Genomic DNA, 23,097 nt, shown 5'->3' with positions numbered 1-23,097 from the left:
ACTGAGTATTGGTGTTAATCGCCGCGCCAGCAGGTATTATCTGCTGGCTTTTTTCGTTTCAGCTGCGCTTAAAAGGAAAGATATGCTCTGGATTATGACCATGGGACGGCGCCTCAACGGCGTTTACGCGGCATTTATGCTGGTCGCTTTTATGATGGGCGTGGCGGGGGCATTGCAGGCACCCACGCTGAGTCTGTTCCTGAGCCGTGAAGTCGGGGCGCAGCCATTTTGGGTCGGGCTGTTTTACACCGTCAATGCGATTGTCGGGATCGTAGTCAGCCTTGGCCTTGCGAAACGATCCGACAGCCAGGGCGATCGACGTAAGTTGATCATGTTCTGCTGCCTGATGGCAATTGGCAATGCGTTGCTGTTTGCCTTTAATCGTCACTATCTTACGCTGATCACCTGCGGTGTGCTGCTGGCCTCGCTGGCGAACACCGCCATGCCGCAGCTGTTTGCGCTGGCGCGGGAATATGCTGATAACTCCGCGCGTGAAGTGGTGATGTTTAGCTCGGTGATGCGTGCGCAGCTTTCACTGGCCTGGGTAATTGGCCCACCGCTGGCTTTTATGCTGGCGCTGAATTACGGCTTTACGGCGATGTTTTCCATTGCCGCAGGGATTTTTGCCATTAGCCTGGTGCTGATTGCGCTGATACTGCCGTCAGTTGCTCGGGTGGAGCAGCCTGTAGATGTGCCGCTGGAACAGACCGGCGGTTGGCAGGACAAAAATGTGCGTATGTTGTTTATTGCCTCCACGCTGATGTGGACCTGCAACACCATGTACATCATCGATATGCCGCTGTGGATAAGCCTCGAACTGGGCTTGCCGGACAAGCTGGCCGGGATTCTAATGGGGACGGCAGCTGGACTGGAAATTCCGGCGATGATTCTTGCGGGCTATTACGTGAAGCGCTTTGGCAAACGGCGAATGATGATCGCGGCCGTAGCGGCAGGTGTGCTGTTTTATCTTGGTTTGATCTTCTTTCACAGCCGTACGGCGCTGCTGGTGCTGCAACTGTTTAACGCGGTATTTATCGGTATTATCGCCGGGATAGGCATGCTGTGGTTTCAGGATCTGATGCCCGGACGTGCGGGATCAGCGACCACATTATTTACCAACAGTATTTCAACGGGAGTCATTCTGGCTGGGGTGATTCAGGGGGCAGTTGCGCAAAGCTACGGTCACTATGCTGTCTATTGGGTAATTGCGGTGATTTCGGTGGTGACGCTGTGGATGACCGGGCGGGTGAAGGATGTTTAGTCCGGTGCAATCCCGGCGTCGCTGTGCTCGACCGGACGACATTTCGTATTCGCTTTTGTCGTTTTTGTAGGCCGGATAAGGCGTTTACGCCGCCATCCGGTAACCTCTCCTTACGGCCTGATCGCGTTACGCTTATCAGGTCTATCCCTCTTTTTTCATCTTGCACGTAAATGTAATGTTGATCACATAACGATCATTTTCCTCTTCCTGGATCTTCTTTTTTCTACTGTTACGCGTATACAGTTACGCGTAACAGTTATTAAAAAAGGAGTTTTTTATGAAAAACCTATTCGACCTTACCGGCAAACGCGCGTTGATTACCGGTTCCGCTCAGGGCATTGGTAACCTGCTGGCCAGCGGTCTGGCGGCGCACGGTGCTGAGATTGTGATTAACGACATCACCCAGCAGCGGGCGCAGGCGGCGGCGGACAAACTGGTGGCCGAAGGCTATCGCGCCGTTGGCTATGGATTTGATGTCACCAACGGGGAAGAGGTGGCGCGCGCCATCGCGCAAATCGAAAAGGAAGTTGGGGCCATTGATATTTTAATTAACAACGCCGGAATTCAGCGTCGTTACCCCTTCACCGAATTCCCTGAGGCTGAATGGGACAAAGTGATTGATGTAAACCAGAAATCGGTCTTTCTGGTGTCGCAGCAGGTTTCCCGCTACATGGTGCAACGCCGCCGCGGGAAGATTATTAATATCTGCTCAATGCAAAGCGAATTAGGTCGTAAAACCATTACTCCATACGCGGCGTCAAAAGGTGCGGTCAAAATGTTAACCCGTGGCATGTGCGTGGAACTGGCGGAATACAATATTCAGGTCAACGGCATTGCTCCCGGCTATTTCGCCACCGACATGACCACCGCGCTGGTCAACGATGAAGCATTCTCCGCCTGGCTGTTCCAGCGCACTCCCGCCGCTCGCTGGGGTAACCCGGAGGAGCTGATCGGCGCGGCGGTTTATCTTGCCGCGCCCGCTTCTGACTTTGTGAATGGGCATCTTCTGTTTGTGGACGGCGGCATGCTCGCCGCGGTCTGATAAATAATGGGCCGCAGTCGTGGCTTGCCAGCGAAAACAATAATCCAAGGAGTGAGTATGAATATGCTCGCAAAACTGCCAGCACGTCGCTGGTGGTATTTAATGCCGATTATTTTTATTACCTACAGCTTAGCTTATCTTGACCGCGCCAATTACGGCTTTGCCGCTGCCGCGGGTATTGAACATGACTTGGGGATTACTCAGGGAACTGCATCGTTAATTGGCGCGTTATTCTTCCTGGGCTACTTCTTTTTCCAGGTGCCGGGCGCGATGTACGCCGTTAAGCATAGCGTGCGCAAAATGATTTTTTACAGCCTGATCCTTTGGGGGCTTTGTGCCGCGGCGACCGGCTTTGTCAGCAATATCCCAACGCTGATGGCGATCCGCTTTATTCTCGGCATCGTCGAAGCGGCGGTGATGCCCGCGATGCTGATTTATATCAGCAACTGGTTTACCAAAACTGAACGCTCGCGCGCCAACACCTTTTTAATTCTCGGCAACCCGGTCACAGTGCTGTGGATGTCGATAGTCTCCGGCTACCTGATTGAAGCCTGGGGCTGGCGCGAAATGTTTATTATCGAAGGTATCCCGGCGGTGATCTGGGCGTTCTGCTGGGTGATTCTGGTACGCGACAAACCGGCGGATGCGGGCTGGTTGAGCGAGCAGGAGAAACAGGCATTACAGCAGGCGATGGATCGCGAGCAGCGCGACATCAAACCGATGCGTAACTACGGTGAAGCGATGCGTTCACGCAGCGTCATTATGCTTTGCGCGGTGCATGCGCTTTGGAGCATCGGGGTGTATGGCTTCATGATGTGGATGCCGTCAATCCTCAAAAATGCGGCGCAGATGGACATCGTGGCGGTGGGCTGGCTGGCAGCGGTGCCGTATCTGGCGGCGATTTGCCTGATGCTGACAGTCTCCTGGCTGTCCGATAAGTTCCAGAACCGTAAACTGTTTATCTGGCCGCTGCTGTTGATTGCCGCTATCGCGTTCTTTGCCTCGTGGCTGTTGGGCAACCAGTCCTTCTGGCTCTCCTACGCGCTGCTGGTTGTGGCCGCCGCCTGTATGTATGCGCCTTACGGGCCGTTCTTTGCGCTGATCCCCGAACTGCTGCCACGCAACGTCTCCGGCGTGTCGATGGGGATGATCAACAGTTTTGGCGCGTTAGGGGCATTCCTCGGCGCGTGGCTGGTGGGTTACCTCAACGGCGTGACCGGCGGGCCGGGCGTCTCCTACACCTTCATGGCGATTGCTCTGCTGGCGTCGGTGGTGCTGATGTACTGCGTTCGTGCGCAAAATGAAACCACGTCGCCGTCGGCTGAGATGGCTACGCGTTAAGGTTGAGCGAGGAGTGCAGTCGCTAACCGGCTGTGATAAGGTTCTCTGCGAGCATAATGGGCTGTTGGTCGTAGAGAACCTCATGAAAAACAATCGGATGACATTACAGGATATCGCTAATCTGGCCGGGCTGAATAAGATGACGGTCAGCCGTTATCTGCGTGACCCGAATCAGGTGTCGCAACGCAGCCGCGAATTGATTTCGAAAGTGATGGAAGAGAACAACTACATCCCCAACCGCGCCCCGGAAATTCTGCTCAACGCACGCAGCAAAACCATTGGTGTGCTGATCCCCTCGTTTCGTAATCAGATCTTTGCCGACGTGCTGGCGGGGATTGAATCCGTCACCTCGGCCTGCCAGTACCAGACGCTGATCGCCAACTACGAATATGATGCCGAGCGTGAAGAACGTGAGGTGCTGAACTTGCTCTCTTACAATATCGACGGCCTGATCCTCACGGGAAAGCTGCATACCGAGCGGATGATCCAGTACGTGCGCGCCAGCGGCGTACCGGTGGCGGAACTGATGGATATTAGCGGCCAGTATCTTGATATACAGGTTGGGTTTGATAACGAAAAAGCCGCGTTTGAAATGACGCAGGCTTTTATTGACAGCGGTAAACGCAGCATTGCTTTCTTTGGCTCGATGGATGACCCCCGAGACCTCAGCCGTTTTCGCGGCACCGAGAAAGCGCTGGCGGCGCAGGGACTGGAAGCGTACCACCTGGCGCCAAAAACTATTTCGTCGGTGGCGCTGGGACGCAAGATGTTCCAGCAGGCGATGGGGGAAAAGCCGGATATTGACGCTATTTTCTGTACCAACGATGACCTGGCGGTTGGCGCGCTGCTGGAGTGTCAGGCACAGCAGTACGATGTGCCGGGAAAAATGGCGATTGCCGGTTTCCACGGGCTGGAAATTGGCCGTGCGCGGCTGCAAAAAATCGCCAGTGTGATTACGCCACGCTTTGAGATTGGCAAAACGGCGGCGGATATTCTGATTAAGCGTTTGAACGGGAAAGCTGCGCCGGGCAGCGTCAATCTTGGCTACCAAATCTATTACGGCGATACGCTTTAGGCGAAGAGAAAGGGCTGGCCACAGTGCGGTGACCAGCGGAAGAGATTACTGCATAAACGCTGGCTGCTTGTCTTCGTACTCGGTGATGGCCGCTTCATGCTGCAGCGTCAGCCCGATGCTGTCCAGACCGTTCAGCATGCAGTGACGGCGGAAGTCGTCAATTTTAAAGCTGTAGGATTTATCGCCTGCTTTCACCACCTGCGCTTCCAGATCCACTTCAAATTTAATGCCCGGATTGGCTTTCACCAGCGCGAACATTTCATCTACCTGCGCGTCGCTCAGGGTCACCGGCAACAGTTGGTTATTGAAACTGTTGCCGTAGAAGATGTCGGCGAAGCTTGGTGCGATAACAACTTTAAAGCCGTAATCGGTCAGTGCCCACGGCGCATGTTCGCGTGAAGAGCCGCAGCCAAAGTTTTCCCGTGCGAGCAGAATGGATGCCCCTTTATATTCCGGGAAGTTTAAAACGAACTCAGGATTCGGTTGTTGGCCCTTTTCGTCCAGGAAACGCCAGTCGTTAAACAGATGGGCGCCAAAACCGGTGCGCGTAACCTTCTGCAAAAACTGTTTAGGGATAATTGCGTCGGTATCAACGTTGGCGGCATCCAGTGGGACAACCAGGCCGGTATGCTGGGTAAATTTCTCTGCCATGGTAGTTTCCTTATTTGATGCTGCGAATGTCGGCAAAATGACCGGTTACGGCGGCAGCGGCGGCCATGGCCGGGCTGACTAAATGCGTGCGACCACCGCGGCCCTGACGACCTTCAAAATTACGGTTGCTGGTGGATGCGCAGCGTTCGCCTGGGTTCAGGCGGTCATTGTTCATCGCCAGGCACATGGAACAGCCCGGTAAACGCCATTCAAAACCGGCTTCGATAAAGATCTTATCCAGACCTTCTGCTTCCGCCTGCGCTTTCACTGGACCAGAGCCCGGCACCACCAGTGCCTGCACACCCGGCGCAACTTTGCGCCCTTTGGCGATTTCTGCCGCGGCGCGTAAATCTTCAATACGCGAGTTGGTGCAGGAACCGATGAACACTTTATCGATAGTCACTTCCGTTAACGGAATACCCGGTTTCAGCCCCATATACGCCAGCGCTTTTTCAGCTGATGCACGCTCAACGGGATCGGCAAATGACGCCGGGTCGGGAATATTATCGTTCACCGAGATGACCTGACCCGGGTTTGTTCCCCAGGTGACCTGCGGAGCGATCTCTTCTGCCTGCAGGGTAACGACGGTATCAAACGTCGCGTTGTCGTCGGTTTTCAGGGTTTTCCAGTATGTAACCGCGTGGTCAAAATCCTCGCCCTTCGGTGCGTGTAAACGACCCTGAACATAGTTAAATGTCGTTTCATCCGGTGCGACCAGACCCGCTTTGGCGCCCATTTCAATGGCCATATTGCACAGGGTCATCCGGCCTTCCATGCTCAATGCACGGATGGCTTCGCCACAAAACTCAACCACGTGTCCGGTACCGCCTGCGCTACCGGTTTTACCGATAATAGCCAGCACAATATCTTTGGCGGTAATGCCAGGGGCTGCTTTACCGTTGACTTCAATCTTCATGGTTTTGGCGCGCCCCTGTTTCAGGGTCTGCGTCGCCAGAACGTGTTCAACTTCAGAGGTGCCAATGCCAAACGCCAGTGCGCCGAACGCGCCGTGTGTAGCGGTGTGGGAATCGCCGCAGACGATGGTCATACCCGGCAACGTCACGCCTTGTTCTGGCCCCATCACGTGAACGATACCCTGATACGGATGGTTCAGGTCGTACAGCTCGACGCCAAATTCGTTACAGTTCTTAATCAGCTCCTGCATCTGGATGCGCGCCATCTCACCCGACGCGTTGATGTCTTTGGTCTGGGTAGAGACGTTGTGATCCATGGTGGCAAAGGTTTTACCTGGCTGGCGTACCTGACGGCCATGCGCGCGCAGTCCATCAAACGCCTGCGGAGAGGTCACTTCATGCACCAGATGCCTGTCGATGTACAACAGTGGGGTTTCGTTTTGCGCCTCAAAGACGACGTGCGCATCAAACAATTTTTCGTACAACGTTTTGGCCATGATTACACCCCTTCTGCGACGTAACGGGCAATGATGTCGCCCATTTCATCGGTACTGACTGCGGCAGCGCCACGGGCTAAGTCACCGGTGCGAATGCCTTCTTCTAATGCGCGGTTGATGGCGCTCTCAATTGCGGTTGCCGCATCATTGGCATCCAGGCTGTAGCGCAGCAGCAGCGCCAGCGACAGGATCTGGGCGATAGGGTTGGCAATGTTTTTCCCGGCGATGTCCGGAGCTGAACCGCCAGCAGGCTCGTACAAACCAAAACCCTGCTCATTCAGGCTGGCGGACGGTAACATGCCCATCGAACCGGTGATCATGGCGCACTCATCGGACAGAATGTCACCAAACAGGTTAGAGCACAGCAACACGTCGAATTGGGATGGATCTTTAATCAACTGCATTGTCGCGTTGTCGATGTACATATGCGCCAGTTCAACGTCTGGGTATTCATTAGCAATTTCATTGACGATTTCGCGCCACAGAATAGACGTTTGCAGTACGTTAGCTTTATCAATCGACGTAACTTTACGGCGACGTTTGCGAGCGGATTCAAACGCGATACGTGCAATACGTTCGATCTCGAAACGGTGATAAACCTCGGTATCAAAGGCTTTTTCATGTTGTCCGCTGCCTTCGCGGCCTTTTGGTTGACCGAAGTAAATCCCGCCAGTCAGTTCGCGTACGCACAGGATGTCGAAACCGTTCGCGGCAATATCTGCGCGCAGAGGGCAAAACGCTTCCAGCCCCTGGTAGAGCTTAGCTGGGCGCAGATTGCTGAATAATTTGAAGTGCTTACGCAATGGCAGCAGCGCGCCACGCTCTGGCTGCTGGTTTGGCGGCAGGTTTTCCCATTTCGGGCCGCCAACGGAGCCAAACAGAATGGCGTCAGCTTGTTCACAGCCTTCAACCGTTGCAGGTGGCAGCGGCTGACCGTGGTTATCGATCGCGGCACCACCCACGTCGTAGTGGCTGGTGGTAATGCGCATGTTAAAACGGTTGCGGATTGCGTCCAGTACCTTCAGGGCTTGCGCCATCACTTCCGGGCCAATACCGTCACCCGGCAAAACAGCAATATGATAATTCTTCGACATCACACGGTTTCCTTGTTGTTCTCGTTGTTCTGAGCTTTGCGTTGCAATTCTTTTTCGACTTCTTCGGCGCGCCAGATGTTGTTCAGCACATGCACCATCGCTTTAGCAGAAGATTCGACGATATCTGTCGCCAGACCGACGCCGTGGAAACGACGACCGTTATAGTTGGCAACGATATCCACCTGACCCAGAGCATCTTTACCGTGCCCTTTGGCGGTCAGGCTGTATTTCACCAGTTCGATGTTGTACTCAGTTACACGGTTGATAGCCTGATAAATAGCATCGACTGGACCGTTACCGTTCGCCGCTTCGGCTTTAACTTCTTCACCGCAGGCCAGCTTGACGGAGGCGGTGGCGATGTCGTTTGAGCCGGACTGCACGCTGAAGTAATCCAGACGGAAATGCTCTGGCTCTTCCTGCTGTTTATTAATGAAGGCCAGCGCTTCCAGGTCGTAATCAAATACCTGACCTTTTTTATCCGCCAGTTTCAGGAATGCGTCATACAGGTTGTCCAGGCTGTATTCATTTTCTTTATATCCCATCTCGTCCATACGGTGTTTCACCGCGGCGCGTCCGGAACGGGAGGTCAGGTTCAGCTGTACCTGGTTCAGACCAATGGATTCAGGCGTCATGATTTCGTAGTTTTCACGGTTTTTCAGTACGCCGTCCTGATGGATGCCGGAGGAGTGGGCAAAGGCGCCGCTTCCGACAATGGCTTTGTTTGCCGGAATTGGCATGTTGCAGATTTGGCTGACTAACTGACTGGTACGCCAGATCTCCTGGTGATTGATGCGGGTCTGTACATTCAGGATATCTTTACGCACCTTGATCGCCATGATCACTTCTTCCAGTGAGCAGTTACCGGCGCGTTCGCCGATACCGTTCATCGCGCCTTCCACCTGACGCGCTCCGGCGTGAACGGCTGCCAGCGCGTTGCCGACGCCCAAACCTAAATCATCATGGGTGTGTACGGAGATGATGGCTTTATCGATATTTGGTACGCGTTCATACAGGCCAGAAATGATTGCCCCAAATTCGAAAGGCATGGTGTAACCGACGGTATCGGGGATGTTAATGGTTTTGGCACCCGCGTTAATAGCAGCTTCAACAACGCGAGCCAGATCGGCGATAGGGGTTCGGCCTGCATCTTCGCAGGAGAACTCCACGTCATCGGTATAATTACGCGCACGCTTAACCATGTAGACCGCGCGCTCAATGACCTCATCCAGCGTACTGCGTAATTTCGTCGCGATGTGCATCGGCGAGGTGGCGATAAAGGTATGAATACGGAAAGCTTCAGCAACTTTCAGCGATTCTGCGGCAACATCGATATCTTTTTCTACGCAGCGTGCTAAGGCGCAAACGCGGCTGTTTTTAACCTGACGAGCAATGGTCTGAACTGACTCAAAGTCGCCCGGTGAAGAAACGGGGAAACCCACTTCCATCACGTCAACGCCCATACGCTCAAGGGCCAGCGCAATCTGCAGTTTTTCTTTCACACTCAGGCTTGCCTGTAACGCTTGTTCACCATCGCGTAAGGTGGTATCGAAAATAATGACTTGCTGGCTCATGGTTTAGGTCCTTGGTTTCTTAGGGCGCCTTGCTTCGAGCATAAAAAAACCCGCGCAACGGCGCGGGTTTTTGTCTTAACTGGAGCTGACTTAATGCTGAATGTCGTCCACCAGTCTACCGCGCAATGAAGATGCGTTTAGTAGTAGTAGACCGTTGAAACGAGCAATGTAAGTCATCAATTAAGCTCCAGGCGAATGCGATATGCTTTTAGTGGTACTGGATATGAAGACTGATGTCAACCCTCACCCTGGCAAATGCCTCACTTGAGGGGGGAAGTTTCGGCAAAACTTAAGCGAATTGTGCTGAATTTTTTTGGGTACATAAAATTAATCAGTTGATGGTTGTACATGTTTTTCATGGTTTGACATATTTGAGCATAATTATTTGCATTTATTGTAACGGCGAACTGGAGAAAACTCCGCCTCTGGGATTTTTTATCCTCATGATTTATTTGTTTTTATAGTGACTATGAATGGGTTGGAACGGTGTGATACCACATAATTGATAAATTAATGTTAACTTTTAATGTATTAATAATATAAACATTTAATTAAAACTTAAATATACATTCACTGTATGTATGATTGTGTATTCGCCGCGCTTATGGTTATATTGTTTTTGAAATTTAAACATATGAATCACCGTGCAGTGACACCTGCCACACTGCGCTCGCATTGGTCTTTTGTTCATTTAGGTTTGTGCCTTTATGTTTTCCTAATTTTAATGTTTTTTCTTTTTCTCATCTTATATGTATGGTAAATCATATTAACGGAGATTATTTCTTCACTCCGTCTGGGAAAAGGGAGTTTAGAGTGACAGTGGAGTTAAATATGCCAGAAGTAAAAATAATAGATAAAACAAATATTATAGATATGGGGAAACCACAGCTTCGCATGGTTGATCTTAATTTATTAACCGTCTTTGATGCGGTGATGCAAGAACAAAACATTACCCGTGCCGCGCATACTTTGGGGATGTCGCAACCCGCTGTCAGTAATGCGGTCGCGCGCCTGAAAGTGATGTTTAATGATGAGCTTTTTGTTCGTTATGGACGCGGTATCCAGCCGACAGCAAGAGCCTTCCAGCTATTTGGTTCTGTTCGCCAGGCATTGCAATTAGTGCAAAATGAACTGCCTGGCTCGGGCTTTGAACCAGCCAGCAGCGAACGCGTATTCAATCTTTGCGTGTGCAGCCCATTGGATAATATCCTGACGTCGTTGATTTATAATCGGGTTGAGCAAGTTGCACCAAACATTCATGTCGTATTTAAATCTTCACTCAATCAAAATACAGAGCATCAATTACGTTACCAGGAAACTGAATTCGTTATTAGCTATGAAGAGTTCCGACGTCCTGAATTTACCAGTATTCCGTTATTCAATGACGAAATGGTGTTAGTGGCAAGTAAAAAGCATCCGCGCATTAGCGGCCCTTTACTGGAAAGTGATGTCTATAATGAACAGCATGCGGTGGTGTCACTTGATCGCTTCGCATCATTCAGCCAACCGTGGTATGACACACCGGATAAACAATCCTGCGTGGCTTATCAGGGCATGGCATTAATTAGCGTTCTTAATATTGTGTCGCAAACGCATTTGGTCTCTATTGCGCCACGTTGGTTAGCAGAAGAATTTGCCGATTCTTTAGAACTACAGATCTTGCCTTTACCGTTAAAATTGAACAGCCGCACATGCTATCTTTCATGGCATGAAGCCGCAGGCCGAGATAAAGGGCATCAATGGATGGAAGAGCTGTTAGTCTCCGTTTGTAAGCAGTAGCATTTGGCAGAGTAAACCGGGCGGTACATCCTGTTTATTCTGCTTTTAAGTTTATAACTGAAATTTTATGCTGAACTCTATTTTTTACGTCTGTCCAAAAGTGTCAAAAAATAGAGTAATTGCTGTAAGCTCCCATTTTTAAGCGATTTTTTATCATACTGATTGCTTATGCTGGTTTAATTCTCCGTTTATTCGCGTCTTTCCTCCTTTTTATTCTTATTTACTCCAGTGCCACCCCTTCGGAGTCAATTGCCATGCGTCATCGTCAGCGGTTAATGTGTTGTTAAACCGTAATTCATTATAAGAGTGAGGCAAGCCATGGAGATGTTGTCTGGAGCCGAGATGGTCGTCCGATCGCTCATCGATCAGGGTGTGAAGCAGGTATTCGGTTATCCCGGGGGGGCCGTTCTCGATATTTATGATGCGCTGCATACGGTCGGCGGTATTGATCATGTGCTGGTTCGCCATGAACAAGCTGCGGTACATATGGCTGATGGCCTTGCGCGCGCCACGGGAGAAGTGGGTGTTGTATTAGTTACCTCCGGACCGGGGGCGACCAACGCGATTACCGGAATCGCAACGGCTTACATGGATTCCATTCCGCTGGTGATCCTCTCCGGACAGGTCGCAACGTCGCTGATTGGCTACGATGCCTTCCAGGAGTGCGACATGGTAGGTATATCCCGCCCGGTGGTAAAACACAGCTTCCTGGTCAAACAAACGGAAGATATCCCACAGGTGCTGAAAAAAGCCTTCTGGCTGGCAGCAAGCGGTCGCCCAGGACCGGTGGTGGTGGATTTGCCGAAGGATATTCTGAATCCGGCGAAGAAACTGCCTTATAGCTGGCCGGACTCGGTGAGTATGCGCTCGTATAATCCGACGACGACGGGACATAAGGGACAGATCAAACGGGCGCTACAGACGCTGGTCGCGGCGAAGAAACCGGTTGTCTATGTGGGCGGTGGAGCGGTCAATGCTGCTTGCCATGAGCAGTTAGCTCAGATTGCTGAAGCGCTGAATCTGCCGGTTGTCTCCTCGCTAATGGGGTTGGGCGCGTTTCCGGCCACGCATCGTCAGGCGCTGGGTATGTTAGGGATGCACGGTACCTACGAAGCGAATATGACCATGCATCATTCCGATGTGATCTTTGCTGTCGGCGTTCGCTTTGACGATCGAACGACGAATAACCTGGCAAAATATTGTCCGAATGCGACCGTGCTGCATATCGACATCGATCCGACCTCTATTTCTAAAACCGTTACTGCGGATATTCCGATTGTGGGTGATGCCCGTCTGGTGCTGGATCAAATGCTCGAACTGCTGGAGCAGGAGAAATCACAGCAGCCACTGGATGATAACCGTGACTGGTGGCAACAGATTGAGCACTGGCGCGCCCGTCAGTGTCTGAAATATGACACGCAAAGCGAAAGCATTAAGCCGCAGGCGGTGATTGAAACCATCTGGCGTCTGACGAAAGGGGAGGCGTATGTGACCTCTGACGTTGGCCAGCATCAGATGTTTGCCGCACTTTATTATCCGTTCGATAAACCGCGTCGCTGGATTAACTCAGGCGGCCTCGGCACGATGGGATTCGGTTTACCTGCGGCGTTAGGGGTGAAAATGGCGCTCCCGGATGAAACGGTAGTGTGCGTCACCGGGGATGGCAGCATTCAGATGAATATCCAGGAACTGTCGACGGCGCTGCAATATGAACTGCCGGTGCTGGTACTCAACCTTAACAACCGTTATCTCGGCATGGTCAAACAGTGGCAGGACATGATCTACTCCGGGCGTCACTCACAGTCTTACATGCAGTCGCTACCCGATTTTGTGCGCCTTGCTGAGGCTTATGGGCATATCGGTATCCAGATTAATCATCCAGATGAACTGGAGAGCAAGCTGGGTGAAGCGCTGGAGCATGTGCGTAACCATCGCCTGGTGTTTGTCGATGTCACTGTCGATGGCAGTGAGCATGTCTACCCGATGCAGATTCGTGGGGGTGGGATGGATGAAATGTGGTTAAGCAAAACGGAGAGGACCTGATTATGCGCCGGATATTATCAGTATTGCTGGAAAACGAGTCAGGTGCATTGTCGCGTGTGATTGGCCTCTTCGCCCAGCGCGGATATAACATTGAAAGTCTGACCGTCGCGCCGACCGACGATCCGACCTTATCGCGGATGACGATTCAGACGGTGGGGGATGAGAAAGTCCTTGAGCAGATCGAAAAGCAGCTTCACAAACTGGTGGATGTTCTGCGCGTTAGCGAGCTGGGGCAGGGTGCCCACGTTGAACGAGAAATCATGCTGGTGAAAATCCAGGCCAGCGGTTATGGCCGGGAGGAGGTGAAACGCAACACGGAGATTTTCCGCGGGCAAATCATCGACGTGACGCCGTCTATCTACACAGTACAACTGGCGGGCACCAGCGACAAGCTGGATGCGTTTCTGGCAACCCTACGTGAAGTCGCCAAAATTGTGGAAGTTGCTCGTTCCGGTGTGGTGGGACTCTCCCGTGGCGATAAAATTATGCGCTAATCGTCAACCGTAGGCTTGGTAAGCACAGCGATATCAGACCTCATCGTGGAGGTCATGCCGGATAGCGGCATAAACGTCTTATCCGGCCTACATGTAACGTACCCGTTTGCGCTGATGCTACCTGCTGCGCTTTTTTTTGCGAAATCAGCAGTAACCAGAGACAAAAGCGGTTGCCGCAGTCATTATTCTGCGCTTAGATGTTAAGAAGTTTAACCCATGCCATCTAAAAGGTTATGGTTTGTACATTTTACGCAAGGGGCAATTGTGAAACTGGATGAAATCGCTCGGTTGGCCGGCGTTTCGCGAACGACTGCAAGCTACGTTATTAATGGCAAAGCAAAGCAATATCGCGTAAGCGACAAAACGGTTGAAAAAGTCATGGCGGTGGTGCGTGAGCATAATTACCACCCGAATGCCGTGGCGGCCGGGCTGCGTGCTGGACGCACACGTTCTATCGGGCTGGTGATCCCGGATCTTGAGAACACAAGCTATACCCGGATCGCAAACTATCTGGAACGCCAGGCGCGTCAGCGTGGGTATCAGCTGTTGATTGCCTGCTCTGAAGATCAGCCGGATAACGAAATGCGCTGTATTGAGCATCTTTTACAGCGCCAGGTCGATGCCATTATTGTGTCGACTTCTTTGCCGCCTGAGCATCCGTTCTACCAACGCTGGGCAAACAGTTCATTCCCGATTGTGGCGCTGGACCGTGCACTGGACCGCGAACATTTTACCAGCGTTGTGGGTGCGGATCAGGATGATGCGGAAATGCTGGCAGAGGAGTTACGCAAATTCCCTGCTGAAACCGTCCTCTATCTGGGCGCGCTTCCTGAATTATCCGTCAGTTTCCTGCGCGAGCAGGGTTTTCGTACCGCGTGGAAGGACGATCCGCGTGAAGTCCATTTCCTGTACGCCAACAGCTATGAGCGGGAAGCAGCTGCGCAGTTGTTTGATAAATGGCTGGAAACGCACCCAATGCCTCAGGCGTTGTTTACCACGTCGTTTGCCCTGTTGCAGGGCGTGATGGATGTGACCCTGCGTCGTGATGGGCAACTGCCGTCTGATTTAGCGATTGCGACTTTTGGCGATCACGAACTGCTCGACTTCCTACAGTGCCCGGTACTGGCAGTGGCACAGCGCCATCGCGATGTCGCAGAACGCGTGCTGGAGATTGTACTGGCAAGTCTGGACGAACCGCGTAAACCAAAACCAGGTTTAACGCGTATACGGCGTAATCTGTACCGTCGTGGTATTCTCAGCCGTAACTAAGTTTCCTCAATTGATGACGTCGGCGGGATAAGCCTCTGACGTCTTCAATTTTTCTATTCTCAGAAATAACCGCATTATATTTAAGAATATTCTTTAGAATTATCTGAAATTCATTCTTGAAATACCCCGAATTAAAAATGCAACTATCCATTTTTGGGTTATTGATACGTAACGACGCGTTACGCTTGTATTATTTTGTTACATGCTTGTATGGATTTGCCGAATTAACAAACACTTTGCTCTCGTATTGCGGCCATCTGGTGCTTACCTCGACTCTGCGCGGCGTACAGACCGATTAACTGGTACTGTTAACTCGCTGCATATTGTCCTAAAATGCCGCTCGCGTCGCAAACTGACACTTTATATTTTCTTTGGATGATATTCAGTTGTTTTAAACAATGATGAGTTGTTGGATTTTTTTCTTACAAATATTCATGACGTTAATTTGCTTCGTTTGCTGTACGGAATTTGTTCAACGCTGATATTAGCCGTAAACAATGGGTTTTTTGCTCCGCTAAGCGCCGTGACTTGCTTGACAAGGTTTTCCTCCGCTCCGTAAACTCCTTTAAGTGGGAATTTGTGGGATAAAGTGGTAATTGGGGGTGAGGCTGGCATGTTCCGGGGAGCAACGTTAGTTAATCTCGACAGTAAAGGGCGCTTATCCGTGCCTACCCGTTATCGGGATCAACTGCTTGAGAGCGCTACCGGTCAAATGGTTTGCACCATTGACATCCATCACCCGTGCCTGCTGCTGTACCCCCTGCCTGAATGGGAAATAATCGAGCAGAAGCTATCGCGTCTGTCGAGCATGAATCCAGTTGAGCGTCGCGTACAGCGCTTATTGTTGGGTCATGCCAGCGAATGTCAGATGGATAACGCTGGTCGATTACTGATAGCACCCATTCTGCGGCAACACGCAGGGCTAACGAAAGAAGTGATGCTGGTTGGGCAGTTCAATAAGTTTGAGCTGTGGGATGAAACGACCTGGTATCAACAGGTCAAGGAAGATATCGACGCTGAGCAGTCTGTTACTGGCGCGTTGTCGGAACGATTGCAGGATTTGTCTCTATAAAATGACGGAAAATTATAAACATACAACGGTGTTGCTGGATGAAGCCGTAAACGGCCTGAATATTCGTCCAGACGGCATCTACATTGACGGGACATTTGGTCGCGGTGGTCACTCACGTCTGATCCTCTCCCAGCTTGGCGAAGAGGGACGTTTACTGGCAATCGATCGCGATCCGCAGGCTATTGCCGTTGCAAAAACGATTACCGATCCCCGTTTCTCCATCGTACATGGACCTTTCTCTGCGCTGGCTGACTATGTCGCCGAGCGTGGACTGACCGGTAAGATCGACGGGATTCTACTCGATCTGGGCGTTTCTTCACCGCAGCTCGATGACGCAGAGCGCGGTTTCTCGTTTATGCGTGACGGTCCGTTAGACATGCGTATGGACCCAACACGCGGTCAGTCAGCGGCCGAATGGCTGCAAACCGCCGATGAAGCAGACATTGCCTGGGTGATTAAAACCTTTGGCGAAGAGCGCTTCGGCAAACGCATTGCGCGCGCCATCGTCGAGCGCAACCGCATCGAACCGATGACCCGCACCAAAGAACTGGCGGAAGTCATTGCGGCGGCAATGCCGGTGAAGGACAAATTCAAACATCCCGCGACCCGTACCTTCCAGGCGGTGCGCATTTGGGTGAACAGTGAACTGGAGGAGATAGAGCAGGCGCTAAAAAGCTCGCTCAGCGTGCTGGCTCCAGGTGGTCGCCTTTCGATCATCAGTTTCCATTCGCTTGAAGACCGCATTGTGAAACGCTTTATGCGTGAACAAAGCCGTGGTCCTCAGGTACCGGCTGGAATACCGATGACCGAAGCGCAGATCAAAAAGCTGGGCGGCCGTGAGTTAAGAGCACTAGGCAAGATGATGCCGGGTGAAGAAGAGGTAGCTGAGAATCCTCGTGCCCGTAGTTCAGTTCTGCGTATTGCAGAGAGGACGAACGCATGATCAGCAGAGTGACAGAAGCCCTAAGCAAAGTTAAAGGATCGATAGGAAGCAACGAGCGCCATGCCTTGCCTGGCGTGATCGGTGACGATCTTTTGCGGTTTGGGAAGCTGCCACTCTGCCTGTTCATTTGCATTATTTTGACGGCGGTTACCGTCGTGACAACAGCCCACCATACGCGGTTACTGACCGCGCAGCGTGAGCAGCTGGTTCTGGAGCGAGATGCGCTGGATATCGAATGGCGTAACTTGATCCTTGAGGAGAACGCGCTCGGCGACCATAGCCGTGTTGAACGGATCGCAACGGAAAAGCTGCAAATGCAGCATGTCGATCCCTCACAAGAAAATATCGTAGTACAAAAATAAGGATAAACGCGACGCATGAAAGCAGCGGCAAAAACGCACAAACCAAAACGCCAGGAAGAACAAGCCAACTTTATCAGTTGGCGTTTTGCGTTACTGTGCGGCTGTATTTTGCTGGCACTGGGTTTTCTGCTGGGTCGCGTTGCCTGGCTGCAAATCATCGCGCCAGACATGCTTGTGCGTCAGGGTGATATGCGCTCTCTACGCGTCCAGGAAGTGTCTACATCACGCGGAATGATTACCGACCGCTCTGGTCGTCCGTTGGCGGTGAGCGTTCCGGTTAAAGCTATATGGGCCGACCCGAAAGAAGTACATGATGCAGGCGGTGTGAGCGTTGGCGAACGCTGGAGAGCGCTGTCAACCGCGCTGAATCTCCCGCTCGATCAACTGGCTTCCCGCATTAACGCCAACCCGAAAGGGCGCTTTATCTATCTGGCGCGTCAGGTAAACCCTGACATGGCTGACTACATCAAAAAACTGAAGCTGCCAGGTATCCACCTGCGCGAAGAATCCCGCCGTTACTATCCTTCCGGAGAAGTGACTGCTCACCTCATAGGCTTTACTAACGTTGACAGCCAGGGGATTGAAGGCGTTGAGAAGAGCTTCGATAAGTGGCTCACCGGACAACCGGGTGAACGTATTGTACGTAAAGACCGTTATGGCCGCGTCATTGAAGATATCTCCTCTACCGACAGCCAGGCGGCGCATAACCTCGCGTTGAGCATTGATGAGCGTTTACAGGCACTGGTTTACCGCGAACTGAATAACGCCGTGGCGTTCAACAAGGCGGAGTCAGGCAGTGCGGTACTGGTGGATGTAAACACCGGTGAAGTGCTGGCCATGGCCAACAGTCCGTCCTACAACCCGAACAATCTCACCGGTACGCCAAAAGACGCGATGCGTAACCGTACCATCACCGACGTGTTTGAACCGGGTTCTACCGTTAAACCGATGGTGGTGATGACCGCGCTGCAGCGTGGCGTGGTACGCGAAAATACCGTCCTCAACACTATCCCTTACCGAATTAATGGTCACGAAATCAAAGACGTGGCGCGTTATAGCGAATTAACCCTCACCGGGGTTTTGCAGAAGTCGAGTAACGTCGGTGTTTCCAAGCTGGCGTTAGCGATGCCGTCCTCAGCGTTAGTAGATACTTACTCACGTTTTGGGCTGGGAAAAGCGACCAATTTGGGGTTGGTCGGAGAACGCAGTGGCTTATATCCTCAAAAACAACGGTGGTCTGACATAGAGAGGGCCACCTTCTCTTTCGGCTACGGGCTAATGGTAACACCGTTACAGTTAGCGCGAGTCTATGCAACGATCGGCAGCTACGGCGTTTATCGTCCACTGTCGATTACCAAAGTTGACCCTCCTGTTCCGGGCGAGCGTATCTTCCCGGAAGATACCGTGCGTACCGTCGTGCATATGATGGAAAGCGTGGCGCTGCCCGGCGGCGGCGGCGTGAAGGCGGCGATTAAAGGCTATCGTATCGCCATTAAAACCGGTACAGCGAAAAAAGTAGGGCCAGATGGCCGCTACATCAACAAATACATTGCTTATACCGCAGGTGTTGCGCCTGCGAGTCAGCCGCGCTTCGCGCTGGTTGTTGTTATCAACGATCCGCAGGCGGGTAAATACTACGGTGGCGCCGTTTCCGCGCCGGTCTTTGGTGCCATCATGGGCGGCGTACTGCGTACCATGAACATCGAGCCGGATGCGCTGACAACGGGCGATAAAAATGAATTTGTGAATAATCAAGGCGAGGCAACAGGTGGCAGATCGTAATTTGCGCGACCTTCTTGCTCCATGGGTGCCGGGTGCACCGGAGCGAGCACTGCGGGAGATGACGCTTGACAGCCGTGTGGCTGCATCGGGCGATCTCTTTGTCGCAGTATTGGGTCATCAGGCGGACGGGCGTCGGTATATCCCGCAGGCGATAGCGCAAGGTGTGGCTGCCATTATTGCAGAAGCAAAAGATGAAGCTACTGATGGTGAAATCCGTGAAATGCACGGCGTTCCGGTCATCTATCTCAGTCAGCTTAACGAACGTTTATCTGCACTGGCAGGCCGTTTTTACCACGAGCCTTCTGAGAAAATGCGTCTGGTCGGTGTGACCGGGACCAACGGTAAAACTACCACCACCCAATTGCTGGCACAGTGGAGCCAACTGCTTGGCGAAACCAGCGCGGTAATGGGAACAGTAGGCAATGGCCTGCTGGGCAAAGTGATCCCGACGGAAAATACCACCGGTTCAGCCGTTGATGTCCAGCATGTGCTGGCGGGGCTGGCAGCGCAGGGCGCAACGGTTGGCGCGATGGAAGTCTCTTCACACGGTCTGGTTCAGCATCGCGTGGCGGCGCTGAAGTTTGCCGCATCAGTATTTACTAACTTAAGCCGTGACCATCTCGACTACCACGGCGACATGGAACATTATGAAGCCGCGAAATGGCTGCTGTATTCCACGCACCATTGCGGTCAGGCCATCGTCAATGCGGATGATGACGTCGGTCGTCGCTGGCTGGCGAAACTCCCGGATGCGGTTGCCGTTTCGATGGAAGACCACATCAACCCGAACTGTCATGGTCGTTGGTTAAAAGCGGTTGACGTGAAGTATCACGACAGCGGGGCAACGATTCGTTTTACCTCCTCATGGGGCGACGGCGAAATTGAAAGCCGCCTGATGGGGGCGTTTAACGTCAGCAATCTTCTGCTGGCGCTGGCAACGCTGTTGGCACTGGGCTATCCGTTAGCTGATTTACTGAAAACGGCGACACAATTGCAGCCGGTTTGCGGACGTATGGAAGTGTTCAGCGCGCCGGGTAAAACCACCGTGGTGGTTGATTACGCCCATACGCCAGATGCGCTGGAAAAAGCGCTGCAGGCGGCACGTTTGCACTGTACAGGCAAACTGTGGTGCGTCTTTGGCTGCGGCGGCGATCGCGACAAAGGCAAACGTCCGTTGATGGGCGCAATCGCCGAGCAGTTTGCAGATGTTGTCGTGGTGACTGATGACAACCCACGTACCGAAGAGCCGCGCGCCATTATTAACGACATTCTGGCGGGTATGCTGGATGCCGGACAGGCGAAGGTGATGGAAGGGCGCGCAGAAGCCGTGACAAACGCCATTATGCAGGCGAAAGAAAACGACGTGGTGCTGGTGGCCGGGAAAGGTCACGAAGATTACCAGATCGTTGGCTCGCAGCGTCTCGACTATTCTGACCGCGTGACCGCAGCGCGTCTGCTGGGGGTTATCGCATGATTAGCGTAACGCTCAGCCAACTGGCGGAGATCCTCCGTGGCGAACTGAAAGGGGCCGATCTGACCCTTGATGCCGTAACAACCGATACGCGTAAAGTGACGCCGGGCTGCCTGTTTGTGGCGCTGAAAGGCGAACGCTTTGATGCCCATGATTTTGCAGACAAAGCGCAAGAGAGCGGGGCGGGTGCGCTGCTGGTCAGCCGCCCGTTGGACACCAACCTGCCGCAGCTGATTGTTAAAGATACGCGTCTGGCGTTTGGTGAACTGGCGGCGTGGGTTCGCGCTCAGGTTCCGGCGCGCGTTGTCGCGTTGACCGGCTCATCCGGTAAAACGTCCGTCAAAGAGATGACGGCTGCCATTCTGAGCCAGTGTGGTAACACCCTATATACCGCGGGCAATCTGAATAACGACATCGGCGTACCGATGACGCTGCTGCGCTTAAACAACGATTACGACTATGCCGTGATTGAGCTCGGCGCCAACCATCAGGGCGAAATCGCCTGGACCGTCGGCCTGACGCGTCCGGAAGCGGCGCTGGTGAACAACCTGGCCGCCGCGCACCTGGAAGGCTTCGGCTCTCTGGCGGGCGTTGCGAAGGCAAAAGGTGAGATTTTTACCGGCCTGTCTGCGAACGGTATCGCCATTATGAATGCCGACAACAACGACTGGTTGAACTGGCAAAGCATCATCGGCGATCGCAAAGTCTGGCGCTTCTCCCCGAATGCGGCCAACAGCGACTTTTCTGCGACCAACGTTCATGTGACCTCGCATGGCACGGAATTTTCTCTGCAAACGCCGACCGGAAGCATTGATGTCCTGCTGCCGTTGCCGGGTCGCCACAATATCGCTAACGCCCTTGCGGCGGCGGCGCTTTCTATGGCGGTAGGCGCGACGCACGAGGCGATCAAAGCGGGTTTGAAAGATCTGCAGGCGGTACCAGGACGTCTGTTCCCGATTCAACTCGCAGAAAATCAGCTGCTGCTGGACGACTCCTATAACGCGAACGTCGGTTCGATGACCGCAGCGGTGCAGGTGCTGTCTGAAATGCCGGGCTATCGCGTACTGGTCGTTGGCGATATGGCAGAGCTTGGCGCAGAAAGTGAAGCATGCCATGTACAGGTAGGTGTTGCTGCGAAAGCAGCAGGTATCGACCGTGTACTGAGTACAGGAAAACTGAGTCAGGCAATTAGCGACGCCAGTGGCGTTGGCGAACATTTTGCGGATAAAAGCGCGCTGGCCGCGCATCTTAAAGCATTGATTGCAGAACATCAGGTCATGACGATTTTAGTGAAGGGTTCACGTAGTGCCGCCATGGAAGAGGTAGTACGCGCATTACAGGAGAATGGGACATGTTAGTTTGGCTGGCCGAACATTTGGTCAAATATTATTCCGGCTTTAACGTCTTTTCCTATCTGACGTTTCGCGCCATCGTCAGCCTGCTGACCGCGCTGTTCATCTCTTTGTGGATGGGCCCGCGCATGATTGCCCGCTTGCAAAAAATGTCCTTTGGACAGGTTGTACGTAACGACGGTCCTGAATCGCACTTTAGTAAACGTGGTACGCCAACCATGGGCGGGATCATGATCCTCACCGCGATTGTTATCTCCGTTCTGTTGTGGGCATATCCGTCGAACCCGTACGTATGGTGCGTGCTGGTGGTATTGATTGGCTACGGCATTATCGGTTTTGTCGATGACTACCGCAAAGTGGTGCGAAAAGATACCAAGGGCCTGATTGCTCGCTGGAAGTACTTCTGGATGTCGGTGATTGCGCTGGGTGTAGCCTTTGCGCTGTACCTCGCCGGTAAAGATACCCCGGCTACCGAGCTGGTGGTGCCGTTCTTTAAAGATGTCATGCCGCAGTTGGGGCTGTTCTACGTGCTGCTGGCGTACTTCGTGATTGTGGGTACTGGCAACGCGGTAAACCTCACCGATGGCCTGGATGGTCTGGCGATTATGCCGACCGTGTTCGTGGCAGCGGGTTTTGCGCTGGTGGCATGGGCGACCGGTAACATGAACTTTGCCAACTATCTGCACATTCCCTATTTACGCCATGCCGGTGAGTTGGTGATCGTCTGTACGGCGATTGTCGGCGCGGGGTTAGGCTTCCTGTGGTTTAACACCTATCCGGCGCAGGTCTTTATGGGCGACGTCGGTTCGCTGGCGCTGGGCGGCGCGCTGGGCATTATTGCCGTGCTGCTGCGTCAGGAGTTCCTGCTGGTAATCATGGGCGGCGTATTTGTTGTGGAAACGCTGTCGGTCATTTTGCAGGTTGGCTCCTTTAAGCTGCGCGGACAGCGCATCTTCCGTATGGCGCCGATTCACCATCACTATGAACTGAAAGGCTGGCCGGAACCGCGCGTAATTGTGCGCTTCTGGATTATTTCGCTGATGCTGGTGCTGATTGGCCTGGCAACGCTGAAGGTACGTTAATC

Annotated in this window: 20 protein-coding genes; 15 read left to right on the top strand and 5 right to left on the bottom strand. The window is 52.7% G+C overall.

Annotated elements, in window-relative coordinates:
* Positions 1–82: 82 nt before the first annotated feature.
* The 4 genes from OGY37_RS22560 to idnR all read left to right on the top strand — a co-directional run bounded on the left by OGY37_RS22560 (position 83) and on the right by idnR (position 4,719).
* Positions 83–1,261, top strand: a complete 1,179-nt coding sequence (locus tag OGY37_RS22560; protein WP_003829576.1) for a sugar efflux transporter — start codon at positions 83–85, stop codon at positions 1,259–1,261.
* Positions 1,262–1,538: 277 nt separating this feature from the next.
* On the top strand, positions 1,539–2,303 hold the full coding sequence (gene idnO / locus OGY37_RS22555; protein WP_123268699.1) for a gluconate 5-dehydrogenase: 765 nt from the start codon (positions 1,539–1,541) through the stop codon (positions 2,301–2,303).
* Positions 2,304–2,360: 57 nt separating this feature from the next.
* The gene (locus tag OGY37_RS22550; RefSeq protein WP_003829574.1) at positions 2,361–3,644 is read left to right on the top strand and encodes an MFS transporter; all 1,284 of its coding nucleotides are present in this window, start codon (positions 2,361–2,363) and stop codon (positions 3,642–3,644) included.
* Between the two features lie 82 nt (positions 3,645–3,726).
* Positions 3,727–4,719 (top strand): DNA-binding transcriptional regulator IdnR, encoded by a 993-nt coding sequence (idnR, locus tag OGY37_RS22545; RefSeq protein ID WP_126956898.1) that lies wholly within the window; start codon positions 3,727–3,729, stop codon positions 4,717–4,719.
* Between the two features lie 45 nt (positions 4,720–4,764).
* On the opposite strand, the gene leuD is transcribed toward idnR, so the two are convergent.
* From leuD to leuL, 5 genes are all read right to left on the bottom strand, one after another.
* Positions 4,765–5,370, bottom strand: a complete 606-nt coding sequence (gene leuD, locus OGY37_RS22540) for a 3-isopropylmalate dehydratase small subunit (RefSeq protein WP_003829572.1) — start codon at positions 5,368–5,370, stop codon at positions 4,765–4,767.
* Positions 5,371–5,380: 10 nt separating this feature from the next.
* Positions 5,381–6,781 (bottom strand): 3-isopropylmalate dehydratase large subunit, encoded by a 1,401-nt coding sequence (gene leuC / locus OGY37_RS22535; RefSeq protein ID WP_063941101.1) that lies wholly within the window; start codon positions 6,779–6,781, stop codon positions 5,381–5,383.
* Positions 6,782–6,783: 2 nt separating this feature from the next.
* Positions 6,784–7,875, bottom strand: a complete 1,092-nt coding sequence (gene leuB / locus OGY37_RS22530; RefSeq protein ID WP_003829570.1) for a 3-isopropylmalate dehydrogenase — start codon at positions 7,873–7,875, stop codon at positions 6,784–6,786.
* Entirely contained in the window at positions 7,875–9,446 is a 1,572-nt protein-coding gene (gene leuA, locus OGY37_RS22525; protein WP_003829569.1) for a 2-isopropylmalate synthase, read from the bottom strand. Before leuA ends, leuB begins: the two co-directional genes overlap by 1 nt.
* Before the next feature lie 90 nt (positions 9,447–9,536).
* Complete coding sequence (leuL, locus tag OGY37_RS22520; protein WP_048998978.1) at positions 9,537–9,623, bottom strand: leu operon leader peptide; 87 nt, start codon at positions 9,621–9,623, stop codon at positions 9,537–9,539.
* Positions 9,624–10,277: 654 nt separating this feature from the next.
* On the opposite strand from leuL, the gene leuO reads away from it, so the two are divergent.
* The 11 genes from leuO to mraY all read left to right on the top strand — a co-directional run bounded on the left by leuO (position 10,278) and on the right by mraY (position 23,095).
* Positions 10,278–11,225, top strand: coding sequence for a transcriptional regulator LeuO (leuO, locus tag OGY37_RS22515; RefSeq protein WP_020996231.1), 948 nt, complete (start codon positions 10,278–10,280; stop codon positions 11,223–11,225).
* A gap of 318 nt (positions 11,226–11,543) precedes the next feature.
* The gene (ilvI, locus tag OGY37_RS22510; RefSeq protein WP_020996230.1) at positions 11,544–13,268 is read left to right on the top strand and encodes an acetolactate synthase 3 large subunit; all 1,725 of its coding nucleotides are present in this window, start codon (positions 11,544–11,546) and stop codon (positions 13,266–13,268) included.
* 2 nt (positions 13,269–13,270) lie between these two features.
* Entirely contained in the window at positions 13,271–13,762 is a 492-nt protein-coding gene (gene ilvN / locus OGY37_RS22505; RefSeq protein WP_003829566.1) for an acetolactate synthase small subunit, read from the top strand.
* Positions 13,763–14,026: 264 nt separating this feature from the next.
* Complete coding sequence (gene cra, locus OGY37_RS22500) at positions 14,027–15,031, top strand: catabolite repressor/activator (protein ID WP_003018794.1); 1,005 nt, start codon at positions 14,027–14,029, stop codon at positions 15,029–15,031.
* A gap of 613 nt (positions 15,032–15,644) precedes the next feature.
* A complete protein-coding gene (gene mraZ / locus OGY37_RS22495; RefSeq protein ID WP_003018792.1) occupies positions 15,645–16,103 on the top strand; it encodes a division/cell wall cluster transcriptional repressor MraZ in 459 nt (152 codons plus the stop codon).
* A 1-nt stretch (position 16,104) separates the two neighbouring features.
* Entirely contained in the window at positions 16,105–17,046 is a 942-nt protein-coding gene (rsmH, locus tag OGY37_RS22490) for a 16S rRNA (cytosine(1402)-N(4))-methyltransferase RsmH (RefSeq protein WP_003018789.1), read from the top strand.
* Positions 17,043–17,408 (top strand): cell division protein FtsL, encoded by a 366-nt coding sequence (gene ftsL, locus OGY37_RS22485; RefSeq protein WP_000625651.1) that lies wholly within the window; start codon positions 17,043–17,045, stop codon positions 17,406–17,408. Before rsmH ends, ftsL begins: the two co-directional genes overlap by 4 nt.
* Positions 17,409–17,423: 15 nt before the next feature.
* A complete protein-coding gene (gene ftsI, locus OGY37_RS22480; protein WP_003829538.1) occupies positions 17,424–19,190 on the top strand; it encodes a peptidoglycan glycosyltransferase FtsI in 1,767 nt (588 codons plus the stop codon).
* A complete protein-coding gene (gene murE / locus OGY37_RS22475) occupies positions 19,177–20,664 on the top strand; it encodes a UDP-N-acetylmuramoyl-L-alanyl-D-glutamate--2,6-diaminopimelate ligase (protein ID WP_003829536.1) in 1,488 nt (495 codons plus the stop codon). Before ftsI ends, murE begins: the two co-directional genes overlap by 14 nt.
* Positions 20,661–22,019, top strand: coding sequence for a UDP-N-acetylmuramoyl-tripeptide--D-alanyl-D-alanine ligase (gene murF / locus OGY37_RS22470; protein WP_003829534.1), 1,359 nt, complete (start codon positions 20,661–20,663; stop codon positions 22,017–22,019). Before murE ends, murF begins: the two co-directional genes overlap by 4 nt.
* The gene (gene mraY, locus OGY37_RS22465) at positions 22,013–23,095 is read left to right on the top strand and encodes a phospho-N-acetylmuramoyl-pentapeptide-transferase (RefSeq protein ID WP_003018774.1); all 1,083 of its coding nucleotides are present in this window, start codon (positions 22,013–22,015) and stop codon (positions 23,093–23,095) included. The genes murF and mraY overlap by 7 nt, the downstream gene beginning before the upstream one ends.
* Positions 23,096–23,097 lie beyond the last annotated feature (2 nt).

It is taken from the genome of Citrobacter sp. Cpo030 (genome assembly GCF_030333005.1).
Taxonomy (GTDB): Bacteria; Pseudomonadota; Gammaproteobacteria; order Enterobacterales; family Enterobacteriaceae; genus Citrobacter; species Citrobacter portucalensis.
This window is presented reverse-complemented; position numbering and strand designations above follow the sequence as displayed.